The sequence below is a fragment of the Micromonospora sp. CA-248260 genome (assembly GCF_050942205.1).
Lineage (GTDB): Bacteria > Actinomycetota > Actinomycetes > Mycobacteriales > Micromonosporaceae > Micromonospora > Micromonospora antibiotica.
The window spans coordinates 5711921-5732769 of sequence record NZ_CP192021.1 but is presented as its reverse complement, the minus strand read 5'-3'; the positions used below and the strand labels follow the sequence as shown (position 1 = coordinate 5732769).

General features: G+C 74.7%; 14 protein-coding genes and 2 pseudogenes. 11 read left to right on the top strand and 5 right to left on the bottom strand.

The window, feature by feature from the left end:
- Nucleotides 1-247 precede the first annotated feature (247 nt).
- The 3 genes and pseudogenes from ACQP2H_RS24660 to ACQP2H_RS24650 form a co-directional block, all read left to right on the top strand.
- Nucleotides 248-1081: pseudogene (locus ACQP2H_RS24660) on the top strand (single-stranded DNA-binding protein); the annotation flags it as partial.
- Nucleotides 1082-1289: 208 nt separating this feature from the next.
- On the top strand, nucleotides 1290-2327 hold the full coding sequence (locus tag ACQP2H_RS24655) for a cobalamin biosynthesis protein (protein ID WP_433229056.1): 1038 nt from the start codon (nucleotides 1290-1292) through the stop codon (nucleotides 2325-2327).
- Nucleotides 2324-3865, top strand: coding sequence for a cobyric acid synthase (locus ACQP2H_RS24650; RefSeq protein WP_219464352.1), 1542 nt, complete (start codon nucleotides 2324-2326; stop codon nucleotides 3863-3865). Before ACQP2H_RS24655 ends, ACQP2H_RS24650 begins: the two co-directional genes overlap by 4 nt.
- 133 nt (nucleotides 3866-3998) lie before the next feature.
- Here the strand turns inward: ACQP2H_RS24650 and ACQP2H_RS24645 are convergent, their stop codons facing one another.
- On the bottom strand, nucleotides 3999-4400 hold the full coding sequence (locus ACQP2H_RS24645; RefSeq protein WP_219470309.1) for a rhodanese-like domain-containing protein: 402 nt from the start codon (nucleotides 4398-4400) through the stop codon (nucleotides 3999-4001).
- A gap of 112 nt (nucleotides 4401-4512) precedes the next feature.
- Here ACQP2H_RS24645 and ACQP2H_RS24640 point away from each other — a divergent pair, with 112 nt between their 5' ends.
- The 4 genes from ACQP2H_RS24640 (at nucleotide 4513) to ACQP2H_RS24625 (ending at nucleotide 8635) form a co-directional block, all read left to right on the top strand.
- Nucleotides 4513-5232, top strand: coding sequence for a uridine kinase family protein (locus ACQP2H_RS24640; RefSeq protein ID WP_363823044.1), 720 nt, complete (start codon nucleotides 4513-4515; stop codon nucleotides 5230-5232).
- Nucleotides 5233-5268: 36 nt separating this feature from the next.
- Nucleotides 5269-6621 (top strand): dipeptidase, encoded by a 1353-nt coding sequence (locus ACQP2H_RS24635; RefSeq protein WP_208570482.1) that lies wholly within the window; start codon nucleotides 5269-5271, stop codon nucleotides 6619-6621.
- Between the two features lie 78 nt (nucleotides 6622-6699).
- Nucleotides 6700-6906 carry a hypothetical protein gene (locus ACQP2H_RS24630; protein ID WP_208570443.1) on the top strand — a complete coding sequence of 69 codons (207 nt, stop codon included), beginning with the start codon at nucleotides 6700-6702 and terminating at the stop codon, nucleotides 6904-6906.
- Nucleotides 6907-7009: 103 nt separating this feature from the next.
- Nucleotides 7010-8635 (top strand): ATP-dependent DNA ligase, encoded by a 1626-nt coding sequence (locus ACQP2H_RS24625; RefSeq protein ID WP_433229053.1) that lies wholly within the window; start codon nucleotides 7010-7012, stop codon nucleotides 8633-8635.
- Between the two features lie 22 nt (nucleotides 8636-8657).
- Here ACQP2H_RS24625 and ACQP2H_RS24620 read toward each other — a convergent pair whose 3' ends face one another.
- Together ACQP2H_RS24620 and ACQP2H_RS24615 are read right to left on the bottom strand one after the other, a co-directional pair.
- Complete coding sequence (locus ACQP2H_RS24620; protein WP_433229051.1) at nucleotides 8658-9389, bottom strand: hypothetical protein; 732 nt, start codon at nucleotides 9387-9389, stop codon at nucleotides 8658-8660.
- A gap of 511 nt (nucleotides 9390-9900) precedes the next feature.
- Entirely contained in the window at nucleotides 9901-10716 is an 816-nt protein-coding gene (locus ACQP2H_RS24615) for an SURF1 family cytochrome oxidase biogenesis protein (protein ID WP_219464349.1), read from the bottom strand.
- 179 nt (nucleotides 10717-10895) lie between these two features.
- Here ACQP2H_RS24615 and ACQP2H_RS24610 point away from each other — a divergent pair, with 179 nt between their 5' ends.
- A complete protein-coding gene (locus tag ACQP2H_RS24610; protein WP_208570446.1) occupies nucleotides 10896-12272 on the top strand; it encodes a cobyrinate a,c-diamide synthase in 1377 nt (458 codons plus the stop codon).
- Nucleotides 12273-12293: 21 nt separating this feature from the next.
- On the opposite strand, the gene ACQP2H_RS24605 is transcribed toward ACQP2H_RS24610, so the two are convergent.
- Nucleotides 12294-14426, bottom strand: coding sequence for a transglycosylase domain-containing protein (locus tag ACQP2H_RS24605; RefSeq protein ID WP_433229048.1), 2133 nt, complete (start codon nucleotides 14424-14426; stop codon nucleotides 12294-12296).
- Nucleotides 14427-14562: 136 nt separating this feature from the next.
- On the opposite strand from ACQP2H_RS24605, the pseudogene cobC reads away from it, so the two are divergent.
- The 3 genes and pseudogenes from cobC to cobA all read left to right on the top strand — a co-directional run bounded on the left by cobC (nucleotide 14563) and on the right by cobA (nucleotide 18137).
- Nucleotides 14563-15730: pseudogene (cobC, locus tag ACQP2H_RS24600) on the top strand (Rv2231c family pyridoxal phosphate-dependent protein CobC).
- A complete protein-coding gene (gene cobT, locus ACQP2H_RS24595; protein ID WP_357535256.1) occupies nucleotides 15730-16836 on the top strand; it encodes a nicotinate-nucleotide--dimethylbenzimidazole phosphoribosyltransferase in 1107 nt (368 codons plus the stop codon). Before cobC ends, cobT begins: the two are co-directional and overlap by 1 nt.
- Nucleotides 16833-18137 (top strand): uroporphyrinogen-III C-methyltransferase, encoded by a 1305-nt coding sequence (gene cobA, locus ACQP2H_RS24590; RefSeq protein ID WP_433229046.1) that lies wholly within the window; start codon nucleotides 16833-16835, stop codon nucleotides 18135-18137. The genes cobT and cobA overlap by 4 nt, the downstream gene beginning before the upstream one ends.
- A gap of 111 nt (nucleotides 18138-18248) precedes the next feature.
- Here the strand turns inward: cobA and otsB are convergent, their stop codons facing one another.
- Complete coding sequence (otsB, locus tag ACQP2H_RS24585; protein WP_208570485.1) at nucleotides 18249-20810, bottom strand: trehalose-phosphatase; 2562 nt, start codon at nucleotides 20808-20810, stop codon at nucleotides 18249-18251.
- Between the last annotated feature and the right edge of the window lie 39 nt (nucleotides 20811-20849).

The window sequence follows — 20849 nt, the reverse complement described above, 5'->3', positions numbered from 1 at the left end:
GTTCCCTTCGATGCCGGTCGTCGCCCCGCCCCTGCGGTGGCCTCTGGTCCCATCCTGGTCCCGGCCCGGCAGGGTCCTCCAGGGCCGGTCGACCTAGCACGACGGGACCTTGATCAGGTCGTCGTCCACAGGCGCTCCGGTTGTCCACAGGGCGGGGCGCGGGGCTCGCATCGTCGCGCCGCGCGGGTCAGGCTCGGTCCCGAGTCGACTCGCCACCGCATCCGCAGGACCCCTGGGAGGGGGAACGATGTTTGACACTTATGTAACTATTGTCGGCAACGTACTGACCGCGCCGGAGTGGCGTCGTACCGCGCAGAGCAACACCCTGGTCGCCAACTTCAAGGTGGCCTCGACCGCCCGCCGCCTCAACCGGGACAGCGGCCGGTGGGTGGACGGCAACAGCCTCCGCGTCCGGGTCAACTGCTGGCGCAAGCTGGCCGAGGGGGTGGCGGCCTCCGTCATGGTCGGCGACCCGGTGGTGGTCGCCGGGCGGCTCTACACCCGCGACTGGACCGACGACGCCGGCAACCACCGGGTCCTCTACGAGTTGGAGGCGGTCGCGGTCGGCCACGACCTGTCCCGGGGCCGGTCCCGCTTCCTGCGCAACCGGCCGAGCATGGCCACCAGCGCGGTGGAGGACGACGAGGCGGCCCAGCGGGTGCAGGGTGAGCCGACCGAGCCGGTCCCGGTCGGGCAGGCTCCCGCCGGGCCCGACGACCGGCCCCTCGACGACGACTTCGAGCTGTCCGGCTTCGGCTTCCCGCGCGCCGGCCACGACCTGCCCGGCCACGACCTGCCCGGCAGCGGGTACGCCCCGGCGACCGACCCGTTCGACGACGAGCCCGACGACGACCTCACCCCGCTGCCCGACGACGGGACCGACACCGGTGACGACCCGACGGCCCGGTCCGGCGACTGGGCCGAGCCGCACCGGTCGGGCGAACAGAGCCGGTCGGACGGGCCGGGCGTGCCCGGCGGCGCGGGGCGGTTGGGCGGCGAGGGGCAGCCCGACGACGCGGAGCAGCCGACCGACGGGGGCAGCCGGGCGACGGGGACCGGTCCGGTGGCGCGGGCCGGTCGAGTGGTGCGGTGGCGACGCCGGGCGAGGTGGCCCTCGGTCCGGCGGGTCGGGCCCGACGTGGCCGGGGTCGGGTGCCGGCCCCCGCCTGAGCCGCCGGCCCGCGCCGGGGAAGGGGCGCGGGTCGCGGTGCGTACGAACGGGGGCGGGGTGGCGACGGCGACGTGGCCACCCCGCGTACGACTAGGCTGGCCGGCCGGAGGTGGTGCGGGTGGGGCGGCGCACAGCGGCGGCGGACGCGGTCGGCCTGGTGGCCGGGTACGCGCTGGACAGCCTGCTCGGCGATCCACGGCGCTGGCATCCGGTGGCCGGTTTCGGTCGGGCCGCCGGTGCCCTGGAACGTCGGGTCTACCGCGCCGATCGTCGGGCGGGAACGGTCTTCACCGCCGTGGCCGTGGGTGCGCCGGTGCTGCTCGGTGCGGTCGCCAGCCGGGCCACCCGGCGACACCCGGTGGCCCGGGCCCTGGTCGTGGCCGCCGGCACCTGGACCGTGCTCGGCGGTCGGACCCTGCGCCACGAGGCGACGGTGATGGGCACCGCCCTGCGCGCCGGTGACCTGCCGACGGCCCGGCACCGGCTCGGACACCTCTGCGGCCGGGACCCGTCCCGGCTCGACGAGAGCGAGTTGGCCCGCGCCACCGTCGAGTCGGTCGCCGAGAACACCTCCGACGCGGTGGTCGCCCCGCTGGTCTGGGGTGCCCTCGCCGGGCTGCCCGGGCTGCTCGGCTACCGGGCGGCCAACACCCTCGACGCGATGGTCGGGCACCGCTCACCCCGCTACGCCCGGTTCGGCACCCCGGCCGCCCGGCTCGACGACCTGCTCAACCTGGTGCCGGCCCGACTGACCGGGCTGCTCACCGTCGCCGCCGCGCCCACCGTGTACGGCGACCGGGAGCGGGCCTGGCAGGTCTGGCGACGGGACCGCCACGACCACCCCAGCCCCAACGCCGGGCAGTGCGAGGCGGCCATGGCCGGCGCGCTGGGCGTCCGGCTGGGCGGCCGCAACGTCTACTTCGGGCGGTCCGAGGTGCGACCGTTCCTCGGTGACGGCCCACGCCCCGAGGCCCGGCACCTGGAACGGGCCGGCCGGCTGTCCGGGACGGTCGGCCTGGCCGCCCTCGCGCTGGCTGCCGCCTGGCCGTTGACCGGCCGCCCGCTGGCCACCGCCGCCGGCCGCACCCTGCTGCGTCGACCGGCCCGGCAGATCGTCGCCCGTCTCGGCACCGCCGGCCGGGTGAGCGGACGGTGAGCGGAGGGCTGCTCGTCGCGGGCACCACCTCCGACGCGGGCAAGAGCGTGCTGACCGCCGGCATCTGCCGCTGGTTGCACCGGCAGGGGGTCGCCGTCGCGCCGTTCAAGGCGCAGAACATGTCGAACAACTCCGCCGTGGTGGTCGGCCCCGACGGGCGTGGCGGTGAGATCGGTCGGGCCCAGGCGATGCAGGCCGCCGCCTGTGGCCTCACCCCCGACCTGCGGTTCAACCCGGTGCTGCTCAAACCGGGCAGCGACCTGGCCAGTCAGGTGGTGCTGCTCGGGGAGGCCGTCGACACGGTCACCGCCGGCAACTTCCGTACCATGCGACCCAGGCTCGCCGAGACGGCGTACGCGGCTCTGGCCGAACTGCGGGCAACGTACGACGTGGTGATCTGTGAGGGGGCCGGCAGCCCCGCCGAGATCAACCTGCGGGCCGGCGACTACGTCAACATGGGGCTCGCCCGGCACGCCGGTCTGCCCACCATCGTGGTCGGCGACATCGACCGGGGCGGCGTGTTCGCCTCGATGTTCGGCACGGTCGCCCTGCTCGACCCCGCCGACCAGGCGCTGATCGCCGGCTTCGTGATCAACAAGTTCCGGGGCGATCTGGGTCTGCTCCGCCCCGGGCTCGACATGCTGCACCGGGTGACCGGCCGGCCCACCTACGGGGTGCTGCCCTGGCAGCTCGACCTGTGGCTCGACGCCGAGGACTCGCTGGCCTACGGGCGGGTGCTCGGCCGGCCCGCCGCCCCGTACGGCACCGAATGGCTCGACGTCGCGGTGGTCCGGCTGCCCCGGATCAGCAACGCCACCGACGTGGAGGCCCTCGCCACCGAGCCGGGGGTCCGGGTCCGGCTCACCGTCGAACCCGCCGAGCTGGCCGCCGCCGACCTGGTCGTCCTGCCCGGCTCCAAGTCCACCGTCGCCGACCTGGCCTGGCTGCGGGAGACCGGGCTCGCCGAGGCGGTCACCGCGCACGCCGCCGCCGGCCGGCCGCTGCTCGGCATCTGCGGCGGGTTCCAGATGCTGGCCACGGCCATCCACGACCCGGTGGAGAGCCGGCAGGGCAGCGTCCCCGGCCTGGGCCTGCTGCCCATCGAGATCACCTTCGATCCGGGCAAGACCGTCCGGCCCGCCGTCGGCACCGCCGCCGACGTCCCGGTGCGCGGCTACGAGATCCACCACGGGTTCGTCTCCGCCGCCGATCCGGCGCTGCCCCCGCTGCTGCACCACGCCGACGGCCGTCCCGAAGGCGCCCGGCTCGGCGCGGTGCACGGCACCCACTGGCACGGTGCGTTCGAGTCCGACGGGTTCCGCCGCCGGTTCCTCACCGAGGTGGCCCGGTCGGCCGGGCGGCACGGCTTCACGGTCGCACCCGACACCAGCTTCGCCGCCGCCCGCGAACGCTCCCTCGACCTGCTCGGTGACCTGGTCGAGGAGCACCTGGACACGGCCGCGCTGTGGCGGCTCGTCGAGACCGGCGCCCCCGCCGGCCTCCCGTTCATCCCGCCCGGCGCACCACCGACGAACTGACCGTCCCGCCCGCACCGGCCGGTCGCGGCGATCGTGCCGCCCGTGGCCCGGCCACCGGCGGGTCGTCAGAGCCGGACGTCGGCGGCCCCCGCCGGGCACCTTTCAGAGGCGGGCCTCGCCGTCACCGGCCCGCTCAGAGCCGGACGTCGGCGGGGCGGTCGGACAGGGGCAGCCCCGCCTCCCGCCACGCCTGCACACCGCCCGTCATGTCGGTGGCGTTGCGCAGGCCCAACGCCTGGAGGCTGGCCGCCGCCAGGCTGGAGCTGTAGCCGTGCCGGCACACCACCACGATCTCCCGGTCGTAGCCGGTCGACTCGGGGATGCGCCAGTCGCTGGCCGGGTCCAGCCGCCACTCCAGCACCGTCCGGTCGATGACGATCGCGCCGGGCAGTTCCCCCTGCTCGTGGCGTTGACCCTCGGTACGCGTGTCGACCAGCAGCGCACCCGCCCGTACCGCCTCGACCGTCTGTTGAGGACTCAGCCGCCGCAGCCCGGCTCGGGCCTGTTCCAGCAGGGCGTCCACACCGGGACTCATCACGTCATTGAGCACGTCCAGATCATGCCCCGGCCCCCGCACCCCCGCCTGACGAACAGCACTCCCCACGGCGGAACCAGGCTCACGGGGGACACCCGCTAGCGTCACCAGTGTGACGGTGGCCCTGGTGGAGGCGTACGCGACGCTGGCCCGCCGGGTGCTCGGCGGACCCGCCCGGTTGGGGCGTACCCGACTGGTGGCCGTCGACGGGCCCAGCGGCGCGGGCAAGAGCGTGTTCACCGCGCGCCTCGCGGACGCCCTGGCCGCCCTGCCCGACGGCGGGCGGCCACCGGTGGTGCACACCGACGACCTGCTCGACGGCTGGGACGACCAGTTCACCTTCTGGACCCGGCTGGAGCGACGGGTGCTCGCCCCGCTGCGGGCCGGCCGACCGGGGTCCTACCAGCGGTACAGCTGGGTGCGGCGGTCGTTCCTGCCCCGCGCGGTGCCGGTGCCGGTCGCGCCGGTGCTGCTGCTGGAGGGGGTGAGCGCGGCGCGGGCGGCGATCCGGCCGGAGCTGACCCTGTCGGTGCAGGTCACCGCCCCGGCCGGGCTGCGGCTGCGCCGCGCGCTGGACCGGGACGGGGTGCAGCTCCTGCCGGAGCTGCGGCGCTGGCACGCCGGGGAGGAGACCCACTTCGCCGCCGACCGGACGGCCGCCGCCGTGGACCTGGTGGTCGACGGGGCACCGACGCTGCCGCACGACCGGGACCACTACTACGTCCGCCGCCCGCCGCCCCGGTCGACCCGGCCTGACTCCGCTGACCCCGGTCTGACGCCCGTGCAGGGGACGGTCGCTGCCGGTTCCGGCTCGCCGGGTACCTCCCGGTAAGGCCGGCATACGATGCCGGTCATGACCTCACCGATCATGTCCGAGTCCGAGGTACGGGCCGCCGTCGCGCGGGAGCTGCCCGGTGTCCGTGCCGACCTCGAACGCCTCGTCCGCATCCCCGGCATCGCGTTCGAGGGCTTCGACCACTCGCACGTCGAGCGCTCCGCCGAGGCGGTCGCCGAGTTGCTGCGCGGCTGCGACCTCGACGTGCGGATCGTGCGGTCGGGCGGCCAACCCGCCGTGATCGGGACGAGGGCCGCCCCGCCCGGCGCACCCACCGTGCTGATGTACGCCCACCACGACGTGCAGCCCGTCGGCGACCTGTCGCTGTGGGAGTCCGAGCCGTTCGAGCCGGTCGAGCGGGACGGCCGCCTCTACGGGCGCGGCGCGGCCGACGACAAGGCCGGCATCATGGCGCACGTCGCCGCCCTGCGCGCCTTCGGTGACCGACTCCCGGTCGGCGTGGTGCTGTTCATCGAGGGTGAGGAGGAGTACGGCTCCGACTCGCTGGAGCGGCTGCTCGCCGAGCACCGGGAGGAGATCGCCTCGGACGTCATCGTGATCGCCGACTCCACCAACTGGGACGTGGGCGTACCGGCCCTGACCACCTCGCTGCGCGGCGTGGTCAACCTGTTCGTCGAGCTGCGCACCCTGGACCACGCGGTGCACAGCGGCATGTTCGGCGGTGCCGTGCCGGATGCGCTGACCGCGCTGGTGCGTCTGCTGGCGACCCTGCACGACGATGCCGGAGACGTGGCCGTCGCGGGCCTGACCAGCCGGACCGGTGCCGCCGTCGACTATCCGCAGGACCGGTTCCGGGCCGAGGCCGGGCTGGTCGAGGGGGTGTCGCTGATCGGCAGCGGCCGGATCACCGACCGGCTCTGGACGAGGCCGGCGTTGGCCGTGCTCGGCATCGACGCCCCGGCCACCGGTGAGGCACCGAACGCTCTGGTCCCGGCGGCGAAGGCCAAGCTGAGCGTACGGCTGGCGCCGGGTGACGACCCCAAGCGGGCGTACGACGCGGTGTGTGCCCATCTGGAGCAGCACGCCCCGTGGGGTGCCCGGGTGGCGGTGACCCTGGAGCACGACGGTGACCCGTGTGTCATCGACGCGTCGGGGCCGATGTTCGACGCGGCCCGCGCGGCGTTCCGGGCCGCCTGGGACGGCACCGAGCCGGTGGACATCGGCGTCGGCGGTTCGATCCCGTTCATCGCCACCTTCCAGGAGATGTTCCCGCAGGCGGCGATCCTGGTCACCGGGGTGGAGGACCCGCACGCGCGGGCGCACGGCCCGAACGAGAGCCTGCACCTCGGTGAGTTCGCCCGGGTCTGCCTGGCCGAGGCGCTGTTGCTGGCCGGGGTGGCCGAGCAGGGGCGGCAGGCCGGTTAGGCCGCGGAACCACAAATTTCGGGGTCGTTGTCGGAGTTTGCGGCGTGTCGGACGGCAGGCTGGTATAGCCTTTCGAACATGCGTACGAACGACGTGATGACGCGGCTGGAAGCCGCCGTGAGCGCTCTGGGAGACGTCGACGTCTCCGCGTGGCCCGAGGACACGCTCAAGGAACAGCTCGGCGAGCTTTCGGCGGTGTTGGTCGCCCTGGACGGGGTGTTGTCCCGGGTCGCCGACGGCGTCCGCGCCCGGGGTCTGCGCATCGAGGAGCCCGTCTCGGCCTGAGCCGTGGTCCGGGTGGTCACACCCGGTGCCGTTGGGGAGGACGGCCCGATCGGGACGGCCCGGGTACGGCAATACCCGGGTGATGTCGGGGGTGGCTGGCAGGATGAGGTGCGTGCGGTTCCTCGACCTGGCAGCCACCTCCGCGGCCGTCGCGGCCACCTCCGGCCGACGCGCCAAGGTGGAGTTGCTGGCTGGCGCGCTGCGGGCGCTCGACCCGTCCGAGGTGTCGGTCGGCTCCGGCTATCTCGCCGGTGAGCTGCGCCAGCGGCAGACCGGCGTGGGCTGGGCCAGCCTGCGCGAACTGCCGCCACCGGCCGCCGGGCCGACCCTGACCGTGACCGCTGTCGACGCGGCGATCGACGAGATCGCGGCCGTGCACGGCCCCGGTTCCCAGGCCCGCCGCCGGCACCTGCTCGCCGCCCTCCTGGGTGCCGCCACCGCCGACGAGCAGCGGCTGTTGGTCGACCTGTTCCGTGGCGAGCTGCGCCAGGGCGCCCAGGCGGGCCTGCTCGCCGACGCCATCGCCCGGGCCGCCGAGGTGCCGGTGACGGCGGTCCGCCGCGCCCTGCTGCTCGCCGGTGACCTGCGGGCCGTCGCGCTGGCCGCCCGCACCGGCGGGGCCGCCGCACTGGCCGGGTTCGGGCTCCAGGTGGGCCGGCCGCTCGCGCCGATGTTGGCCCAGAGCGCACCCTCGGTCGATGCCGCGCTCCAGGCCACCGGGGTCCCGGCGGTGGTCGACGTGAAACTCGACGGCATCCGCATCCAGGTGCACCGCAACGGCGACGACGTCGCGGTCTTCACCCGCAGCCTCGACGAGATCACCGACCGGGTGCCCGGCGTGGTGGCCGCCGTGCGTGCGTTGCCGGCCCGGGAGCTGGTGCTCGACGGCGAGGCGATCGGGTTGGACACCGCAGGCCGCCCGTTGCCGTTCCCGCAGACCTCCAGCCGGGCGGCCCGCCGGGCCACCGCCGCCGCGACCGCTGCGACCTCCGCCGACGCTGCGACCTCCGCCGACGGTGCCCCCGCCGCCAGCGCTGCGGCCGACGTGGCCCCGCTGGCCGAGGCGACCGCGCTCACGCCGTACTTCTTCGATCTGCTGCACCTCGACGGCGACGACCTGATCGACCTGCCCGGCCGGCAGCGGTGGGCCCGGCTCGCCGACGTGGTCGACGGGTCGCTGCTGGTCGGTCGGGTCGAGGTCGACGATCCCGAGCAGGCCGGCGCGGCGTTCGCCGCCGCGCTCGACGCCGGTCAGGAGGGGGTGGTGGTCAAGTCTCCGGACGCCCCCTACGACGCCGGTCGCCGGGGCACGGCCTGGGTCAAGGTCAAGCCCCGGCACACCCTCGACCTGGTCGTGCTGGCGGTGGAGTGGGGCAGCGGCCGGCGGGAGGGTTGGCTGTCCAACCTCCATCTCGGGGCGAGGGATCCGCGCACCGGTGAGTTCGTCATGCTCGGCAAGACCTTCAAGGGGCTCACCGACGAGTTGCTGCGCTGGCAGACCGAACGCTTCCTCGGGCTGGCCGTGGAGCGCGGCGACTGGGTGGTGCGGGTCCGCCCCGAGCAGGTGGTCGAGATCGCCTTCGACGGGGTGCTCGCCAGCACCCGCTACCCGGGCGGGGTGGCGCTGCGGTTCGCCCGGGTGCTGCGTTACCGCGACGACAAGTCGGCTGCCGAGGCCGACACCATCGACACGGTCCGGGCACTGCACGCCGGACGGCTCACCGGCTGAGCCGTACCCGGTGGGACGCCGGTCAGAGCGTGGACAGCGACCGGGCGTAGTTGACCTGGTTGTTGATCTGCTGGACCTGCGCCTGGTCGACGACCGGGATGCGGGCCACGTACTGGTGTCCGCCGTTGGTCACCGTCACCTGCACGGTGCCGTGGTGCCGCGTCTCCTTGATCAGCAGGAAGAGCAGGCTGAAGATGGTCAGGCAGAAGAAGCCGAGGATGGCGCAGACGATCGCCCAACTGGCGATCTTCTCCTCCCGCTGCCAGTAGTCGGCCACGTACCAGGTGGCGCCAGCCAGGGGCAGCACGCCGGTCGGGGTGCGGATCACCGGCGGGGTGACCATGATCTCGCCGATCTGCACCGCCACCGGCTGCTGACCACCCATCGCCCCCGGCGGCGGGGTGAAGCGCGGCGGGTACGGCCCCGGCTGGCCCATCGACGCGGCGTACGGGTCGACCCCGGCCGGCGCCGGGAACGGCGCCGGTGACGTGGCGAACTGGGCCGGTGGGGCCGAGAACTGGTCTGGCGATGCGGAGAACCGTGCGGGCGGGGCCGAGTACGGTCCGCCGCCCATCGACGGGGTGGAGAGGTCGACCGGCGCCGCCGGGGGAGGTGCGGTCGGGAACGGGGCCGTGGGAGGTGTCTGCTGCGCCGGGGCCGGGGGCACGTCCGGCGACGGCGCCCAGGGATCGTAGGCGGGGTTCGCCGGCGTGGGCGGATCGGACGGGTACGACGGGGCGGGGTCGGAGGTCACCGCGACACCTCACGCGCGTTGAACATCCTGCGGACCATACAGCGTCCGGCGTCGCCCCGCGTCCCGGTGTGGTGCCGCGTTTCGGCGTGGTGCCATGTCCCGGCCCCGCCCCGCGTTTCGGCGTCGCCCCGTGTTCCGGCGTGGTGCCGGCCTGTCGGCCCGGCCGGGTAGATGCCTGTCGTACGCCCTTTCGAGGTGATGACGAGAACGAGTCAGGCCTACCGGGGCGTGATGGGCCGAGTCGCACGGTCCCGGCGGTCGACCGGTTGATGCTGTGACGTCATCAGCTCGAAAGGACGCGCACCCATGATGCGCCGCCCCGGCTGGTGCCAGGTCCGCCGGCGGTGGGGCGGCGCGGGTCGGCTGGGACCCGTACCGTCCGTCCGGGGGAACCGACCCGGTCGGCCAAGCCTGGTCGGCAGTGAAGTGCCTGGCGCTGCGGGAGGGGACCGTTCAGCGGGGATCGCGGCCAGGCGGGGGTGCCGGTCGGGCGAAAGTGCTGGTCGGGCGGTCAGGCGGGGGTGACGGGTTCGGCGGCTCGGTCGACGGGCGGCTTCGGGGCGTCCAGGCCGGCGGCGCGGCGGGCCTCCCGCCGGGCCACCCAGCCGTAGCCGAAGAGCGTCATCGCGGCGAACAACCACCACTGGACGACGTAGCCGAAGTTCTGCCAGTTGTTGGTGTGCCCGATCGGCACCGCCCGGAACGTCGGGTCGTTCGCCGGGGTCTGCTCGTCGAGCAGCAGGTACGCCCCGTGCAGCGGGTACGGCAACTCCCGGGCCAGCTTGTCCACGGTCACCCGGCGGGTCTCCAACCGGCCGTCGCGCCGGTCCACCCCGTTGCCGCCGCTCTCGGTGGGGTGCACCCGGCCGACGACGGTCACCGTGCCGGTCGGCAGTGCCGGCACCTCGGGCATCGCCAGCGCGCCGCCGGGTGCCGGGGGGACCCAACCCCGGTCGACCAGCACCGCCGTGCCGTCGTCGAGCACCAGCGGGGCGAGCACCTCGAAGCCGACCCTGCTCTCCACCGTGCGGCCCCGGACCAGGACGACGTTCGCGGCGTCGTACCGGCCGCTGACGGTGACCCGGCTCCATTCGTCCTGCTCGGCGGGGGCTGGGCCGACGGTGCCCGCGCCGCCGGTCGGGGCGGGCAGCGTCGACCGTAGCGGTGCGGGGGTGCCCGCGGTGCCGGCGTCGATGCGTTCGTTGACGGCGGTGCGCTCCCGGTAGCGGTCCAGCTGCCAGTTGCCGAGCAGCACCATGACGGCGGCGGCGACCAGGGTCAGCGCGAGGATGCCCAGCCAGCGTGGGGTCAGCAGGAACCGGTACACAGCACGAGGCTACCCGTATGACCGGGGCCACCCTCCGCGACGGCCCGGGACCGGCCCGGGTGGCACCGGATCGGCGGTCCCACCTGTTGATGCGGGCGGGTATGGTCACGCGAGCGGATCGCCGCCGGTGTTCCTGGCGGCCGTCCGGGTCACCGTCCGTCACCACCGAGGAGTCGATGATGACTGCCGTGCCGCGCCTCGTGTTCAGCGCGCCGTCCTCCGGTCACGGCACCAATGCGCTCTCCGTCGGCCTGCTGGCGGCGCTGGCCGACCGGGGGCTCGACGTCGCCGGTTTCAAGGTCGGCCCGGACCACGTGGACGCCGCGTACCTCGGCCTGGCGGCCGGCCGTCCCGGTCGCAACCTCGATCCCCGGCTGATCGGGGCCGACCGCCTCGGGCCGCTCTTCGCCCACGGCGCGCAGGGTGCCGCGCTGGCCCTGGTCCAGGGCACCATGGGGCTGTACGACTCGGTCGCCGGCCGCCCCGAGGCGGAGTCCACCGCCGCGGTCGCGACCGCCCTGCGCAGCCCCGTCGTGCTGGTGGTCGACGTGGCGGCGATGGGGCAGTCGGTGGCGGCCCTGGTGCACGGTTTCCGCTCGTACGACGAGCAGCTCTGGTTGGGTGGGGTGATCCTCACCCAGGTCGCCTCCGGCCGGCACGAGTCCATGCTGCGGGAGGCGCTCGACGATGTCGGGGTGCCGGTCTACGGGGCGTTGCGCCGCCACGAGCTGCCCCCGGTGCTGCCTGCGCGCCGGCACGGCGTGGTGCCGGTCCTCGCCCGCGACGCGGAGGCGACCCGGGCGGTCCGCCGGCTCGGTGAGGCGGTCGCCGGCACGGTCGATCTGGAGCGCCTGCTCGCGCTGGCCCGCTCTGCTCCGGCGCTGTCCGTCGCGGCCTGGTCGCCGGCCACCGGGACCCCGGTGGCGGACGCGCCGGTGGTGGCGCTGGCCGGGGGGCCCGGCGGCAGCTACGGCCACCCGGAGACCGCCGAGCTGCTGCGGGCCGTCGGGGCGCAGGTGGTCACCGTCGATCCGCTGCGCGACGAGGCGCTGCCCGCCGGGACCCGCGCGCTTGTCGTCGGGGGTGCGCTACCCGAGTCGTACGCGCGGGACCTGTCGGCCAACCGGCGGCTCTGCATCGCGGTGGCCGAGCTGGCCCGTACCGGCCGCCCGGTGCTCGCCGAGGGCACCGGCCTACTGTGGCTGGCCCGGGAACTGGACGGGTTGCCGATGTGCGGGGTGCTGGACGCGATCGGCGCGAGCCGGGACGGTCTGGTGGTGGGCTACCGAGAGGCGACCGCCCAGTCCGACAGCGTGGTCGCCCGGGCGGGTGCGACGGTGGTGGGCTACAAGCAGCACGGCGCGGTGCTCACCCCCCGGTCCGGGCCACGGGCGGCCTGGAGCTGGGAGGGTGGCACGCCCGAGGGTTTCGTCTGGCGGGGGGTGCACGCCTCCCAGCTCGGCCTGCACTGGGTGGCGTACCCCGAGATCGCGACCCGGTTGGTGACGGCGGCGGCGCTGCCGTCGCCGGTCGAGGGCGTCGCCGCCCCGGCCTGACGGCACCCGTCGGCCCGGGTTTCAGCCGACGATGGCGTCCGACGGTGGGGTGAACTGGCGGGTCGGGGTGCCCTTGAGACCGTCGCGCAGGGTCTGGGCGACCGCGTTGACCGGCACCTGGGACTGCCCGTCGCCGACGGCGTTGAACGGGTTGTCCGGGTCGGCGATGAAGCTCGCCGCCGCCAGTTCCGGGGTGTAGCCGACGAACCAGGCCGACCGGGTGCTGTCCGTGGTGCCGGTCTTGCCGGCGACCGGGCGGCCCACCGTGCGGCGGACGCTGTCCGCCGTCGACCAGCCGCCGCAGGTGCCCTTGGCCGGGGTGTCGCCGGTGGGGCAGCGGGCGGCGTCGGTGGCGGCACGGGCCGCGTCGGCGTTGACCACCTGCCGGCAGCGGGGCTTGGCGACCTCCCGTTCGATGCCACCGGCGGTCTTGTAGGTGGCCGGGGTGCCGTCCCGGTTGGTGATCGAGTTGACCGGCATCGCCTCGCAGTACCGGCCGTCGGCGGCGATCGCGGCGTACGCGTTGGCCATCTCCAGCGGGGTGGCGTCGGAGACGCCCAGGGTGAACGCGCCCCACTTCTTGGCCTTCGCCGGTGACGCCTGTTCCTTGTCGACGTCGGTACGCCAGCGCAGACCCAACTGCTCGGCGAGATGCACCCCCCGATCCGCGCCGATCTTCTCCTCCAGCTGCACGAAGTAGGTGTTGACCGACTTGCCGAACCCGGACCACATGGTCTGCCGGCCGGTCATCGCCCCACTGGCGTTGGACGGTGCCCACCCGTCGTAGACGGACGACCGGTAGCGGTACGGCGAGTCGAACGCGGTGGACAGCGGCATCCCGGCGTCCAGGGCGGCCAGCATCGGGAACATCTTGAACGTCGAGCCGGCCTGGTAGCCCGGGAGGGTGCCGCCGCCGAGCAGCGGGGCGACCGTGTTCGGGTAGTTCGCCTTCGTCTTCGGATCGGCCTCGGGGTTCGAGCTGGGCCCGTTGCCGCCGATGTCCAGGGAGTAGGTCCGGTTCACGGCCATCGCCTTGATCCGTCCGGTGCCCGGTTCGGCGACCACGATCCCGTTGGCGAAGGGGCTGCCGACGCCCTCCTTGGCGCGGACGTTCTTCTCGGCGGCGGACTGGACCTTGGGGTCGAGGCTCAGCACGATCCGGTAGCCGCCCCGGCGCAGCTTGTCCATCCGTTCCAGCCGGTTCTCCCCGAACGCGGGCTGCGCGCTCCACCAGTTCTTCACGTAGTCGCAGGCGAAGCCCCAGGCGTTGTAGGCGCTGGAGATCGCGGCGCAGTCGTTGGCCGGGGTGGTGGGCCGGGTCCGGATCGGTTCGTTATTGGCCACCGCGGCGGCGTCGGGGGACAGGTAGCCGAGCTGGGTCATCTTGTCGAGGACGTAGTTGCGCCGGCCGGTGGCCTCCTTCTGGTCCGAGCTGAGTGGGTCGTACTCGGAGGGGGACTTGACCAGCCCGGCGAGGGTGGCCGCCTCGACGGGGGTGAGGGTGGCCGGGGTCTTGGAGAAGAAGATCTGCGCCGCCGCGTAGATGCCGTACGCCCGGTGGCCGAAGTACGCCGAGTTGAGGTAGCGCTCCAGGATCTGCTCCTTGGTCAGCTCCTTCTCGATGTCCAGCGCCATCCGCATCTCCTTGACCTTGCGCAGGCTGGTCTGCTGGGTGGCCTCCTGGACCTCCTGCGGCGTCTGTGCGCTGTCCCGTAGCGCCATCCGGACGTACTGCATGGTCAGGGTGGAGGCGCCCTGGGAGACGCCGCTGGAGCGGGCGTTGGCCACGAAGGCACGGGCCACGCCCTTCGGGTCGACACCCGAGTGCTGGTAGAAGCGGTTGTCCTCGGCGGCGACGATGGCCTGCTGGATGTTCGGCGACATGTCCGACAACTTGGTGTATTGCCGGTACTCCTCGTAGAACATCGTCAGGATCGTCTTGCCGTCCGGCGCGTAGAGGTAGGACGTCTCGGCGGGCAGTGCGGTGCGCAGGATGTTCGTCTTGTGCTCCACGGCGTGCGCGGTGGCCTTGGCGCCCAGGCCGGTCACGGCGGCCAGCGGGTACGCCACGGCGGCGAGCACGACGCCGGCGATCAGCCCGGCGCGGAGGAGGGGAACGGAACGGCCTGCGGCGGAAAGGGGTCGATTGCTCACCTGGTCAAGTTATGACATTTCCGATTCATCCATGAGAAGAACTCGTGAACGCCTCCGAGGTGCGGCCCCCCGCCGTGATGTGGCCCACGCCGGGATCGGCTGTCCCCCGCGCCGGCTTCCCGGCAGGATCGCGGTCATGCGTGGGCAATCGACCGGCACCGAGCCGCCGACCGGCCCGGGGCCCGTCGTTCCCGGCCCGCCGACCGGCCCCGGGCCTGCCGGCACGTGGCCGTCCGCCGGCACCGGGCCGTCCGCGGGGACCGAGCCGGATCTCGCGCACCACGGGGACGCCGAGGCCACCCCGGCCTGGTCGACCTGGCCGTCAACGTGCGCCGCGACCCGATGCCGGACTGGCTGGCCGGCCCGCTCACCGCCGCCCTCGCCGACCTGGCCGGCTACCCCGACCCCCGGAGGCCCGGGCCGCCGTCGCCGCCCGGCACGGCCGCCCACCGGCGGAGGTGCTGCTCACCGCCGGTGCCGCCGAGGGCTTCGTGCTGCTCGCCCGCGCCCTGGGCGGGGTACGCCGGCCGGTGGTGGTGCACCCGCAGTTCACCGAGCCGGAGGCCGCGCTGCGGGCCGCCGGGCACCGGGTCGAGCGGGTGCTGCTCGACCCGGACGACGACTTCCGGCTCGACCCGGCCCGGGTGCCGGCCGACGCCGACCTGGTCATGATCGGCAACCCGACCAACCCGACCTCGGTGCTGCACCCCGCCGCCGACCTGGCCGCCCTGGCCCGGCCCGGCCGGGTGCTCGTCGTCGACGAGGCGTTCGCCGACACCACGGGCGTACCCGGCGTCGAAGGTGAGCCGGAGTCGCTCGCCACCCGCCGCGACCTGCCCGGCCTGGTGGTGGTGCGCAGCCTGACCAAGACCTGGGGTCTGGCCGGCCTGCGGATCGGCTACCTGCTGGGTGAGGCCGCGCTGCTGACGCGGCTGGCCGCCGTCCAACCGCTCTGGGCCGTCTCCACCCCGGCGCTGGCCGCCGCCACCGCCGTCGCGTCCCCGACCGGGGCCGCCGCCGAGCGCGCCATCGCCGCCCGGCTCGCCGTCGACCGCGACCACCTGGTGCGCCGCCTGTCGGCCCTGCCCGGGGTACGTGTCGTGGGCCGACCGGCCAGCGCCTTCGTCCTGATCCACCGCCCCGGGGCCGACCGGTTGCGCCAGGTGCTGCGCGAGCGCGGGTGGGCCGTCCGACGCGGTGACACCTTCCCCGGGCTGGGGCCGGACTGGCTGCGGATCGCCGTCCGCGACCCGGCGACCACCGACGCGTTCATCGAGGTACTGAGGGAGATCCTGGAGGCATGATGCTGGAGACGACGATCGCGGCGATCGGTCCGCTGGACGGGTCGGCGATGACCGCAGCCCGGGACCTCCAGGCCCGGCTGACCAAGCCGGCCGGCTCACTCGGCGCCCTGGAGGAGCTGTCCGTACGCCTGGCCGGCCTGGCCGGGGCCTGCCCACCGCCGCTGCCCGAACCGGCGGCGGTGGCGATCTTCGCCGGTGACCACGGTGTGCACGCCCAGCGGGTCACCCCGTGGCCGCAGGAGGTCACCGCCCAGATGATCGGGAACTTCCTGGCCGGCGGGGCGGTGGTCAACGCGTTCGCCCGACAGGCCGGCGCCTCGGTCACCGTGGTCGACGTCGGCGTGGCCGCGCCGCTGCCGTTCCCGCCCGCCGACGCCGCGCCCGCCGACGTGCCCGCCCCGACCGGCACCACCCTGGCACCGCCGCGCCTGCTCGACGCGAACGTACGGCGGGGCACCCGGGACATGACGGTCACCGCCGCGCTCACCCGGGACGAGGCGCGGGCGGCGGTGGAGGTCGGCATCCGGGTCGCCGGTGAGCTGCTCGACGCCGGGGCGGGCGTGCTGCTCACCGGCGACATGGGGATCGCCAACACCACGCCGGCCGCCGCGCTGATCGCCGCGTTCACCGGGGTGGACCCGGCCGAGGCGACCGGCCGGGGCACCGGGGTGGACGACGAGACGTACCGACGCAAGGTCGGCGTGGTGCGCGCGGCGCTGGACCGGCACCGGCCCGACCCGGCCGACCCGTTGGGGGTGCTGGCCGCCGTCGGTGGCCTGGAGCACGCGGCGCTGACCGGGCTGATCCTCGGCGCGGCGGCCCGCCGGGTGCCGGTGCTGCTCGACGGGGTGATCGCGGTCAGTGCCGCGCTCGCCGCCGCCGCCCTCGCCCCCGACGCGGTCGGCGCGATGGTCGCCGGGCACCGCTCCGCCGAGCCGGGCGCCACCGTGGCGCTGCGGCACCTCGGTCTCGACCCGCTGGTCGACCTCGGGCTGCGCCTCGGCGAGGGCACCGGCGCGCTGCTGGCCCTGCCGGTGGTCACCGGAGCGGTCCGGGTGCTGCACGAGGTGGCGACGTTCGACGCGGCGGGGGTTTCCGAGAAGTGAGCACCAACCCGTACCCCCTCGGCCTGCGGCTCGCCGGACGCCGGGTGGTCGTGGTGGGCGGCGGCGCCGTGGCCAGCCGCCGGGTACCCGCCCTGCTGGATGCCGGCGCGGACGTCCTGTTGGTCGCCCCCGAGGTGACCCCGGCCCTGCAGGCGCACGTCGACGCCGGACGGCTGCACTGGCGGCCGCGCCGGTTCGCCCCCGACGACCTCGACGGGGCGTGGCTGGTGCAGGTCGCGGTGGACGATCCGCTCGCCGCCGCCTCGGTCAGCGCGGTCGCCGCCGAACGGCGGATCTTCTGCGTCCGCGCCGACGACCGGACGGCGGCCACCGCGTGGACTCCGGCGGTCACCCGGCACGGGCCGGTGACGGTGGCCGTGCTGGGCGGGGGGGACCCGCACCGGGCGATGGGGGTCCGGGACGCCGTCCGGGAGCTGCTCACCGCCCGGACGGGCCCGCTCGTCGACCCGGGGGAGGTCGACCCGGGTGAACCGGTGGCGGACGCGCCCCTCGCGGGCCCGCCGGAGCCGACGCCGGCCGGGTCCGGCGACGCCGCGACCCGTCCGGGTGGCCCGGTCGGTCGGGTGTCACTGGTCGGCGCGGGACCGGGCGACCCGGAGCTGATCACGGTGAAGGGGTGGCGGCTGCTCACCGAGGCTGAGGTGGTGGTCGCCGACCGGCTGGTGCCCGGGTTGCTCCTGGACGAGTTGCGCCCCGACGTCGAGCTGGTCGACGCCGCGAAGATCCCCTACGGGCCGTCCCGCGCCCAGGAGGAGATCAACCGGATCCTGGTCGACCGGGCGCTCGCCGGCAAGGTCGTGGTACGCCTCAAGGGTGGCGACCCGTACGTCTTCGGGCGTGGCGGGGAGGAGTTGCTGGCCTGCGCGGAAGCCGGCGTACCGGTGACCGTGGTGCCCGGGGTGACCAGCGCCGTGGCCGTGCCGGCGTCGGTCGGTGTCCCGGTCACCCACCGGGCGGTGGCGCACGAGTTCACGGTGGTCTCCGGCCACGTCGCTCCGGACTCGCCGGTCTCCCTGGTGCGCTGGGAGGCCCTCGCCGGCCTGCGGGGCACCCTGGTGGTGCTGATGGGGCTCAAGAACCTGGCCGCCATCGCCGACACCCTGACCCGGCACGGCCGGGACGCGGCCACCCCGGTCGCGGTGATCCAGGAGGGCACCACGGGTGGTCAGCGCAGCCTGCGGTCGACCCTTGGCGCGGTGGCGGCCGACGTGGTCGGGGCGGGGCTGCGGCCCCCGGCCATCGTGGTGATCGGCGACGTGGTCGACGCCCTCGCCACCTGACCCCGCCCGCCGGGCCACGGGGGGTGATCGACTCCCGTTCGCGAAGGTAGCGGTGTCCCCGCCCGGGGACACCGCTACCTTCGACCAGACGAGTCGATCGAACCAGTCGATCTACTGCTTGAGCATGTTGTCCAGCAGCAGGGCACAGCGGATCAGCCCGAGGTGGCTGTACGCCTGCGGGTGGTTGCCCAGCCCCCGCTCGGCCAGCGGGTCGTACTGCTCGGGGAGCAGCCCGGTCGGGCCGGCGGTGTCGACCATCTGGGCGAACAGCTCCTCGGCGTCGGTACGCCGACCGGTGCGCAGGTACGCCTCGATCAGCCACGCCGTGCAGATGTGGAAGCCGCCCTCCCGGCCCGGCAGACCGTCGTCCCAGTGGTAGCGGTAGACGACCGGGCCGCTACGCAGATCCGCCTCGATCTTGAGCACGGTGGAGAGGAAGCGCGGGTCGTCGCCCGGGAGCAGGCCGGACAGCCCGATCCAGAGCGAGGAGGCATCCATGTCCTCGTCGCCGTACGCGACGCTGTACGCCTCGACCTCCTCGTGCCAGCCGTTCTCCAGCACGTTGGCGCCGATCCGGTCGCGCAGCTCCACCCACTCCGGCCGGTCCTCACCGTCGTGCTGACGCACCACGTGCAGGGCCCGGTCGACGGTCATCCAGCACATCACCTTGGAGAAGATGTGGTGCCGGGGTGGGAGGCGGGCCTCCCAGATGCCGTGGTCGGGCTCGTGCCAGCGGCGGCGGACCGCCTCGACCATGTTGTCCAGCACCCGCCACTCGTCGTCGCGGACCGAACCGCGGGCGTCGGCGACGGCCGCGATCAGGTCGGCGATCGGGCCGAAGACGTCCAGTTGGAGCTGGTGGTTGGCGAGGTTGCCGACCCGGACCGGCCGGGAGCCGGCGTACCCGGGCAGGGTGTCGATGACCGCCTCGGCACCCAGCTCGTAGCCGTCCACCGTGTAGAGCGGGTGCAGCCGCTCGGGGTGGCCGCCGGTGCGCTCGATGCAGCCGTCGACCCAGCGCAGCAGCGCCTCGGCCTCCTCGATCGAGCCGAGGTCGACCAGGGCCCGCGCGGTCATCGCCGCGTCGCGCAGCCAGCAGTACCGGTAGTCCCAGTTGCGGACGCCGCCCAGCTCCTCCGGCAGCGAGGTGGTCGCCGCCGCCAGGATCGAGCCGGTCGCCTCGTGGCAGAGCCCGCGCAGGGTGAGCGCGCTGCGGGCGACCAGGTCCCGGGCGGTGGCGGGCAGCCGCAGCGAGGCCACCCAGTCCTTCCAGGGCTGCTCGGCCTTGGCCTGCCGGTCGTGGACGGCGACCGCGTGGTCCTCCAGGCTGTGCGTGCCGAAGCGCAGCTCCAGCACCACCTGGCCGCCGGTGGCGGAGAGGTCGACCACGGCGTGCGCGGTCTCGTAGCCGCCGTCGTTGCGGACCTGCCAGGTCACCCCGGGGGAGTAGAGCGCGACGGGTTCGTTGGAGCCGAGCACCAGCAGGCCGTCGTCCGACGGCTGGAGCTGGGTGGCGACCTGACCGAACTCCGGGCGGGGGGCGAACTCGATGCGGGCCCGGCCGGAGCCGGTGAGCACCCGGACGAGGGTGGAGTCGCCGGTGATGACGGCCGGGCCGTCCGGGGTGGTCTCCCGGGCCGGCAGGTCCAGCCAGTCGGTGACGGTGAGCCCCGACCAGCGGGTCTCCACGGTCATCGTGCCGTTGCGGTAGCGCTGGCCCAGCGGGATGCCGCCGCGCTCCGGCCCGACGGTGAAGTGCCCGGCGGGGCTGCCGCCGACCAGGTCGGCGAAGATCGCCGCCGAGTCGGGCTTGGGGTGGCAGAGCCAGCTGACCTTGGCCTCGGGGGTGAGCAGCGCGACGGTACGCCCGTTGGCCAGCATCGAGTGCCGTTCGATCGGCACCGCCCGCTCGCCGAAGAGCCAGTGCCGTCGGGTCTCCAGCAGCAGGCCGAGCGCCCGGGCCGCCTCGATCGGTTCGGCCACCCGGTAGTGCGCCTGGGTGTCCCCGGGGCCGATCTTGATGCCGAGGTCGGGGCCACGCAGGGTGCCGAAGGCGTTCTCGTCGGTGACGTCGTCGCCGATGAAGAGCACCGCGCTGGCCGAGAGCTGGGTGCGTAGCTGGTCGACCGCGGTGCCCTTGTGGGTGGCGACCACCGACAGCTCGATGACCTCCTTGCCCTGGGTGACGGTGACGTCGTCCCACTTCGCGGGCCCGTTGCGGACGGCCTCGACGGCGGCGGCGGCGACCTGCGGGTCGACCCCGCGGGTGTGCACCGCGACGCTGGCCGGCTTGCGTTCCAGCCGCACCCCCGGGTGGGCCTGGGCGATCTCACGCAGCGCGTCGCGCAGCCGGGTGCGGACCGCGACCAGCTCGGGGGAGAGCCGCTCGACGAAGCCGATGTCGAACTCGGAGCCGTGGCTGCCGACGAGGTGGATCTCGTTGGGCAGCCGGGACAGCGCGGCCAGGTCGCGCAGCGCGCGCCCGGAGACCACCGCGACGGTGGTCTGCGGCAGCGCGGCCAGCGCCCGGACGGCGGCGACCGACTCGGGCAGCGGCACCGCCTTGCTCGGGTCCTCGACGATCGGCGCGAGCGTGCCGTCGTAGTCGCAGGCGACCAGGAGCTGTGGTACGCGGGCGATGCGTCCGATCGCGGCGAGCAGCTCCGGGTCCATCGTCCCGGCGGCGGGGGTGATGATCTCGGCGGTGGGGGC